The following is a 233-nucleotide window of genomic DNA, read 5'->3' as shown; positions in this document are numbered from 1 at the left end:
CCGGGAACTCGAACTCGCCGCAGAGGATGTCGGTGTCGGCCTGGGCCGGTTGGCGCAGGTTGGACTTCAGGTCGAGCAATTCGCCATGCCGCAGCCGGATTGCGCGGCCCGGACCCCGGCCTGCGGTTTCGGCATCTGCATCTGTGCGGGCTTCGCGCCCCGCGGTGCGCAGCACATGCGCCGCGCCCCTGGGCAGGATCACGAGGCTGCCCTCTTCCAGCGGCACCCGCGTG

Annotated in this window: 1 protein-coding gene; it reads right to left on the bottom strand. The window is 71.2% G+C overall.

What is annotated here, in order from left to right; genetic code table 11:
• Nucleotides 1-233 (bottom strand): cupin domain-containing protein (locus tag AC0IYU_RS35025; protein ID WP_472127015.1); only part of this gene is annotated, 233 nt, incomplete at both ends.

Source organism: Variovorax sp. AC103 (genome assembly GCF_979254005.1).
The sequence above is the reverse complement of the archived record's forward strand: the minus strand, read 5'-3'. Positions and strand labels throughout refer to the sequence as shown.